This window comes from Acinetobacter sp. YH16052 (assembly GCF_013417155.1).
Lineage (GTDB): Bacteria > Pseudomonadota > Gammaproteobacteria > Pseudomonadales > Moraxellaceae > Acinetobacter.
In genome coordinates this window covers 1-6,607 of the sequence record NZ_VPEO01000043.1, presented here as the reverse complement: position 1 = coordinate 6,607, position 6,607 = coordinate 1, and the positions used below count along the sequence as shown (strand labels likewise).

Annotated in this window: 6 protein-coding genes and 2 pseudogenes; 3 read left to right on the top strand and 5 right to left on the bottom strand. The window is 41.8% G+C overall.

Annotated features, from left to right (window positions below):
• Positions 1 to 111 (top strand): annotated as a pseudogene (locus FTV42_RS14975) (IS5/IS1182 family transposase); the annotation flags it as partial.
• 17 nt (positions 112 to 128) lie between these two features.
• On the opposite strand, the pseudogene FTV42_RS14970 reads toward FTV42_RS14975, so the two are convergent.
• The 5 genes and pseudogenes from FTV42_RS14970 to FTV42_RS14950 form a co-directional block, all read right to left on the bottom strand.
• Positions 129 to 257, bottom strand: a pseudogene (locus FTV42_RS14970) (3-oxoadipate CoA-transferase); the annotation flags it as partial.
• Positions 257 to 928, bottom strand: coding sequence for a 3-oxoacid CoA-transferase subunit A (locus tag FTV42_RS14965; protein ID WP_005100322.1), 672 nt, complete (start codon positions 926 to 928; stop codon positions 257 to 259). The gene FTV42_RS14965 and the pseudogene FTV42_RS14970, both read right to left, overlap by 1 nt.
• 40 nt (positions 929 to 968) lie before the next feature.
• The gene (locus FTV42_RS14960; protein WP_180039146.1) at positions 969 to 2,258 is read right to left on the bottom strand and encodes an MFS transporter; all 1,290 of its coding nucleotides are present in this window, start codon (positions 2,256 to 2,258) and stop codon (positions 969 to 971) included.
• Between the two features lie 254 nt (positions 2,259 to 2,512).
• Positions 2,513 to 3,712 (bottom strand): acyl-CoA dehydrogenase, encoded by a 1,200-nt coding sequence (locus FTV42_RS14955; protein WP_005096909.1) that lies wholly within the window; start codon positions 3,710 to 3,712, stop codon positions 2,513 to 2,515.
• 31 nt (positions 3,713 to 3,743) lie between these two features.
• The gene (locus tag FTV42_RS14950) at positions 3,744 to 4,898 is read right to left on the bottom strand and encodes an acyl-CoA dehydrogenase family protein (protein WP_004280318.1); all 1,155 of its coding nucleotides are present in this window, start codon (positions 4,896 to 4,898) and stop codon (positions 3,744 to 3,746) included.
• 503 nt (positions 4,899 to 5,401) lie between these two features.
• Between FTV42_RS14950 and FTV42_RS14945 the strand changes: the two genes are divergently transcribed.
• Both FTV42_RS14945 and FTV42_RS14940 read left to right on the top strand, forming a co-directional pair.
• The gene (locus tag FTV42_RS14945) at positions 5,402 to 6,238 is read left to right on the top strand and encodes an IclR family transcriptional regulator (protein ID WP_004280319.1); all 837 of its coding nucleotides are present in this window, start codon (positions 5,402 to 5,404) and stop codon (positions 6,236 to 6,238) included.
• A 224-nt stretch (positions 6,239 to 6,462) separates the two neighbouring features.
• Positions 6,463 to 6,607, top strand: a 145-nt coding sequence (locus tag FTV42_RS14940) for an FAD-dependent oxidoreductase (protein ID WP_146050189.1), incomplete at its 3' end; no start/stop codon positions are given.

The following is a 6,607-nucleotide window of genomic DNA, read 5'->3' as shown; positions in this document are numbered from 1 at the left end:
CTGAAAACCTTCAAAATCCTTGCTGAGCGTTATCGAAATAGAGGTAAAAGGCTTGGTTTGAGATTCAATTTAATCGCTGGAATCTACAACTTGGAACTGAGCAAAAAATGATTTATGAAAGAGGTCTCTTGTTCAGGTTTTAAATAACCAGCTACGCGTGTCGGCAAACCAATACCCAAATTTACAAAAGAGCCAGTTGGAATGTCTTGTGCAACTTTGGCCACAATCTGTTCACGTGTACGTTTTTGAATATTCATTATTTAATATCTCCAACTTTGACCACATGCTGTACAAAAATCCCTGGCGTTACAATGATCTCTGGATCAAGCTCCCCCAGTTCCACAACTTGATGGACTTGTGCAATGGTGGTTTTTGCTGCTTTGGCCATGATTGGACCAAAATTCCGTGCTGCCTTACGGTAGGTTAAGTTGCCCCAACGGTCTGCCTGATTGGCATACACCAAGGCATAATCTGCATGAATCGGATATTCCAACACATAATCTTTTCCATTGATATTACGGGTTTCTTTACCCTCAGCTATTTTGGTACCAAAACCGGTTGGAGTAAAAACAGCTCCTAAGCCTGCACCGGCTGCCTGAATACGGCAGGCCAGATTGCCTTGTGGCACCAGTTCCAGCTCAACTTTTCCGGCTTTATACAGATCTTCAAAGACGGTTGAGTTATTGGCCCGTGGAAATGAACAGATCATTTTTTTAACCAGTCCAGACAACAGCAGATTGGTTAGACCACGATCTCCAGAAGCTGCATTGTTGTTAATAATGGTTAAGTCTCTAGGACCAAAGTCAATTAATGCTTCGATTAATTCTACCGGCTGACCTGCCAGGCCAAAACCACTGGTCATAATGTGTGCACCATCAGGAATTTGCTTAAGTACCGTCTCGATATCCTGCGTGATTTTATTCATCATATTGCTTCCTAGCATGTTCTATCTATATTACGAGTGCAGATTAATCTGCCTTTTGTGGATCAAATAAGCGGTCTTTAATAAAGAAAGCGGGTATCAGGCCGCAAAGAAAATAGGCAATGCCCATAATCAGTAAGCCGGTACCAATTGAGCCTCCTTGAGCAAAATAGCCAATCGTAAGAGGTGCAAACACCGCACCCAGTCGGCCCACGTTATATGCACCACCTACTGCTGTTCCACGTACTTTGGTGGAGAAGCTTTCTGTCATGTAAGTCGCATTAATACCGTATGGAATACCATAGAGAAAACCGAAAAATAACATCAGCCAGAGAATGTTATCTGGCGTATTACCAAAGACAATCACAGGGATAAAAATCGCAGTACCCATGGTACCGAAAGCAAATACCGCACGGCGGCCAATCCGGTCAGCGATAAAACCGGCAATGACTTTGGTACACATCATGATCAGAAAAGTTCCGATCATATACATGGTCATTTCTTTAAACTTGATTCCCAGATCAGTCTCTAAATAGGCCGGTAGCCAGTTGCTGACTCCATAATAGCCAAACTGTAAAAATGCGGTACTGAAGGACCAGAGGATAAACATGCGACGGCTAAGTGCATCTTCAAAAATCATTTTAAAAGTATTTTTTGGTTTTTCCTGCACAATGCCACTGGCTTTTGCATCCAGGCGTGCTTGACGCGCATCTAACCAGGCTTTCGGCTCAGGCACCAAGAAGTACATCGCGAAGGCCAGTACAATTGGAATAATGGCAATATAATAGAGGTATCGCCAGCCAAATTCAGGCAATAGCCATCCAGCCAGAACAGTTGCGACCACCGAGCCTAAAGTCCAGCCAGTCATAAGCGTTGCCAATACTGTAGAGCGATATTTGGTGGGTACATACTCTGCCATGAGTGTGTTACAGGCAATATATAGAGCACCTAGTCCAATCGCAGACGTAAAGCGCAGCCATTTGAACTGATCATAACTTTCTACGAATCCTAACCAGAAGGTTAATGAAGAAAATAATGCAATGGCAATGACGATCACACGAACCCGGCCAAAACGGTCACAAGCCCAGCCACCAAAAAAACCGCCGATAGCCATGCCTGCAAGCGTCCAGCTCCCTAAGGCACCGGCCTGCATATTACTTAATGAAAACTCTTGTTTCAGACTGGTCAGACTGGTCAGACTGTAGGCTAATAACGCAATATCAGCACCATCAACCAGTAATGCTAAAAATGAGAAAATAAAGGCCAGAATCCAGACTCTTTGCTTGGGTTCGTTTCCACCTTCCACTGGGTGTTGTTGTGAACTGATCGTATCCATAATGCTCTTTCTACTTTTCGGCACTCCTGTGCCTTTTTAAAACGCATATTTCACTTAATTATTTAGGTGAAATATAGAATATTCGCTGATCATTACCACGCTTTAGCAAGGTGGTATAAAATGATTTTCAAAGTTCTTGATAAATTTTCTCTGCAGAAATCACGTAGCAATACATTGAATGATGTGATTAAGCACAATTCTTAAACCCGTAAAACAATCTAGCCAGCAATGCTGGCTAGAAGTTGATGTCAGGTTTAGTTGCAAAAGGCTGCAATTCCGGTTTGTGCACGACCTAAAATCAGGGCATGTACATCATGGGTACCTTCATAGGTATTTACCACTTCCAGATTAACCAGATGACGGGCTACACCGAATTCATCGCTAATGCCATTTCCACCCATCATGTCACGGGCCAAACGGGCAATATCCAGCGCCTTGCCGCAGTTATTACGCTTAATTAAAGACGTACCTTCAACTGACGCAATGCCCTCATCTTTCATGCGGCCAAAACGTAAAGCCACCTGTAAGCCAAGGGCAATTTCAGTTTGCATATCTGCCAGTTTTTTCTGAATTAACTGATTCGCAGCGAGTGGTCGACCAAACTGTTTACGGTCCATGGTGTATTGATGTGCGGTATGCCAGCAGAACTCTGCAGCTCCCATGGCACCCCAGGCAATCCCGTAACGCGCACTATTCAAGCAAGTAAAAGGCCCTTTTAAACCACGAACTTCCGGAAATGCATTTTCTTCTGGAACAAAGACGTTATCCATTACAATTTCACCGGTGATCGAGGCACGTAGACCCACTTTACCGTGAATCGCTGGAGCAGAAAGCCCTTCCCAGCCTTTTTCTAGAATAAAGCCACGAATGTCACCGACATTACCTTCGGCAGAAACTTCTTTAGCCCAAACTACAAATACATCAGCAATCGGGCTGTTGGTAATCCACATTTTTGCGCCTGTTAAACGGTAACCACCCTCGACTTTTTTAGCACGGGTAATCATGCTGCCAGGATCTGATCCATGATCTGGCTCGGTCAAGCCAAAGCAACCAATATATTCACCGGTTGCTAATTTTGGTAAATACTTCTGCTTTTGCTCTTCAGAACCAAATTCATTAATGGGCACCATCACCAGAGAGCTTTGTACGCTGGCCATTGAGCGATAACCTGAATCAACACGTTCAACTTCACGGGCAATCAGACCATAACTGACATAATTTAAACCTGCACCACCGTACTGTTCCGGAATGGTTGGGCCAAGCAAGCCGAGTTCACCCATTTCACGGAAAATAGCGGGATCGGTTTTTTCATGACGGAACTGTTCCAGTACACGCGGCATCAGTTTGTCTTGACAGTACGCTGCCGCCGCATCGCGGATCATGCGTTCTTCTGACGTCAGTTGCTGTTCGATTAAAAACGGGTCTTGCCAATCAAATCTAATTTTTGTCGTCATTTTAATATTTCCTTATTTTAAAATTATGAGATTAGGCGGTTGCTTGTTTAATCATTTCACGCGCAATAATAATTTGCTGGATTTGTGTGGTTCCTTCATATAAACGGAACAGACGCACATCACGGTAGAAACGTTCAATTGAATATTCACTGATATAACCCGCTCCACCATGAATCTGCAAACAGCGATCAGCTACTCGACCACACATTTCAGTTGCAAACATTTTGGCACAAGAGGCTTCAGTCGTAACATTTTGGCCAGCATCACGCAGACGTGCAGCATCCAGCACCATACATTTGGCTGCATAAATCTCGGCTTTGGAGTCTGCCAACATACCTTGAATTAGCTGGAAATTCGCAATGGGCTGACCAAACTGTTTGCGTTCCACTGCATAGTTAAGTGCGTCTTCTAGCATGCGCTCAGCCATGCCGACGCTATAACCGGCAATGTGCAGACGGCCCTTATCCAGAACGCGCATTGCTGTTTTAAAGCCGATCCCTTCTACACCGCCAATCAGCTGATCTTTATGTACTTTACAGTTATCAAAAATTACATCACAGGTATAGGAACCATGTTGGCCCATTTTTTTGTCAATTTTCCCTAGGCTTAAACCAGGTGTGCCTGCTTCGACTAGAAATGCTGAAATACCGCTCGCACCTTTAATCTCTTGATTGGTACGTGCCATCACGGTAAATGTCGTGGCACGTGGTGCATTGGTGATAAAGCGTTTAGTTCCGTTTAAAATATAATAATCGCCGTCTTTGACTGCACTGGTTTTTAAAGCAGCAGCGTCTGAGCCGGAATCCGGTTCGGTCAAACAGAATGAACCAATAATTTCGCCCGTTGCATAACGCGGTAAATATTTCTGTTTTTGTTCTTCTGTACCGTCGATAATGATGCCACTTGAGCCAATGCCGTTGTTAGTACCAATTAAAGAGCGGAATGCAGCTGATGTATGACCTAACTCCATCGCGACCAGAATTTCTTCTTCCATGGTAATGCCTAAACCACCATATTCTTCTGGAATCGTCAGGCCAAACAAGCCCAGCTCTTTCATCTGTTCCACAATATGTTCAGGAATGGCGTTGTTCTCTTCTACTTCATGCTCAAGAGGCACCAGTTCATTTTTTACAAAATCGCGAATCGTTGACAGAAGTTGGTCGAGCATTTCCGGATCACGAATCATATGAATCTCCATGGATATAATTTAGGTAAATTCCTTTACCCTTATTTTTGTTTCGTATTACGAAATAAATAATCATATAAAATCATTTTGAGCAAGTGAAATTATTAAAAATTTTATATTTTAACTAAAAAATGAAATTTTTCTGGTATTCCAGTTAATTTGTGTTTAATATTTAATTTCACGATACGAAATATTTTAATGAATGATTGTTTTATTTATCAGTATTTTCAATAGATGATTAAACCTTTTTTCTTGCTGTAATACTTATCGATCACTGACTCTTTCGGAGAAATCGAAACTTTTTAAATGTGTTGGCTACGTATTAAACCTAAAAAACTAGATGATTTTTTTATCGTCTTTAAACTTGGGTAACAGGATTCTTTTCGACCACAAATAATTTCGGCACTTTTTCCTATATTTTATCTTTTGTAGAAGTGTTTTATTTTGTATCGTGAAATTATGTTGCTATCATATTCATTAATTTAACTTTAATTGCCCTGACCATGACAAAAAATAAAACTGGTGAAATTCCCAACTTTGATGAAATCCGTTTAGATCCGATTTCACATATTCATAGAGAAAATAATCCTCAATTTATTGCGTCTATTGCGCGTGGATTGGAAATCTTGCGTTGCTTTTCAGCGACCAATCAATTACTTGGTAATCAGGAAATTGCACAATTAACCAATTTACCTAAGCCGACTGTAGCCCGTATTACCAGCACCCTGGTTTCTTTAGGTTATTTAAAACAACTACCAAATACCACGAAGTATCTGTTGGATGTTGGCGTATTGGCTTTGGGCTATGCAGCTTTGAGTAATATTTCTGCGCGGACTCAGGCTTATCCGTTTATGGAAGAAATGTCACGCTATTCCCAAGCCCCTGTGGCAATGGCTACCCGTGACCGTTTGAGCATGATTTATCTGGAAGTGGTACATACAGAATCGACGCTGACCATGCGCCGCCCTGTCGGTTCGACTTTACCGATTCATAGCAGTGCCATGGGACGTGCCTGTCTGGCAGCAATGGATGTAAAAGAACGCGAATATTTATTTGACGCGATCAAGAAAAGAAACGAAGATCAGTGGCCAACCATCAAGCGTAATCTGGAACGTGCAATCCGTGATTATCAGGATTATGGCTATTGTCTGTCTCTAGGTGACTGGGCTAAGGATGTGAATTCCGTGGCAGTTCCATTGGTTCACCCTAAACACGGGATATTAACGTTTAACTGTGGTGCTCCAAGTTATCTGTTAAATCAGGAAAAACTGGAAAATGAAATTGGGCCGCGTCTGATTCACATGGTGAATAATATTGCAATGAATCTCAATAACATATAAAAAAATTAATTATCAGAGCGACATTAAGTCGCTCTTTTATTGAATACCCAATCTACACATCTTCTTCCTTTATCCAGAATTCTCAGCAAACCTTTTTAATGCTGCGAAATAGATAAGATTTAAAAAAGATAAATTCCTATTCCAAATAAAAAGATCAAAAATAAGCTTCATAACCGATTTAGATAATGCTATAAATATCGTATAGCGAAATTGGATTTTATATTATGGAAGATATAACAAGAGAATCGATGGAGTTTGACGTCGTCATCGTAGGCGCAGGCCCTGCGGGTCTTTCTGCTGCGATCAAAATCCGTCAACTTGCAATTGAAAACAACTTAAACGATTTGTCCGTTTGTGTCGTAGAAAAAG

What these genes read in the sequence shown, in the direction of transcription:
- FTV42_RS14965 (WP_005100322.1), bottom strand. Translation starts at nt 928, where the DNA reads ATGATGAATAAAATCACGCAGGATATCGAGACGGTACTTAAGCAAATT.
- FTV42_RS14960 (WP_180039146.1), bottom strand. Translation starts at nt 2,258, where the DNA reads ATGGATACGATCAGTTCACAACAACACCCAGTGGAAGGTGGAAACGAA.
- FTV42_RS14955 (WP_005096909.1), bottom strand. Translation starts at nt 3,712, where the DNA reads ATGACGACAAAAATTAGATTTGATTGGCAAGACCCGTTTTTAATCGAA.
- FTV42_RS14950 (WP_004280318.1), bottom strand. Translation starts at nt 4,898, where the DNA reads ATGATTCGTGATCCGGAAATGCTCGACCAACTTCTGTCAACGATTCGC.
- FTV42_RS14945 (WP_004280319.1), top strand. Translation starts at nt 5,402, where the DNA reads ATGACAAAAAATAAAACTGGTGAAATTCCCAACTTTGATGAAATCCGT.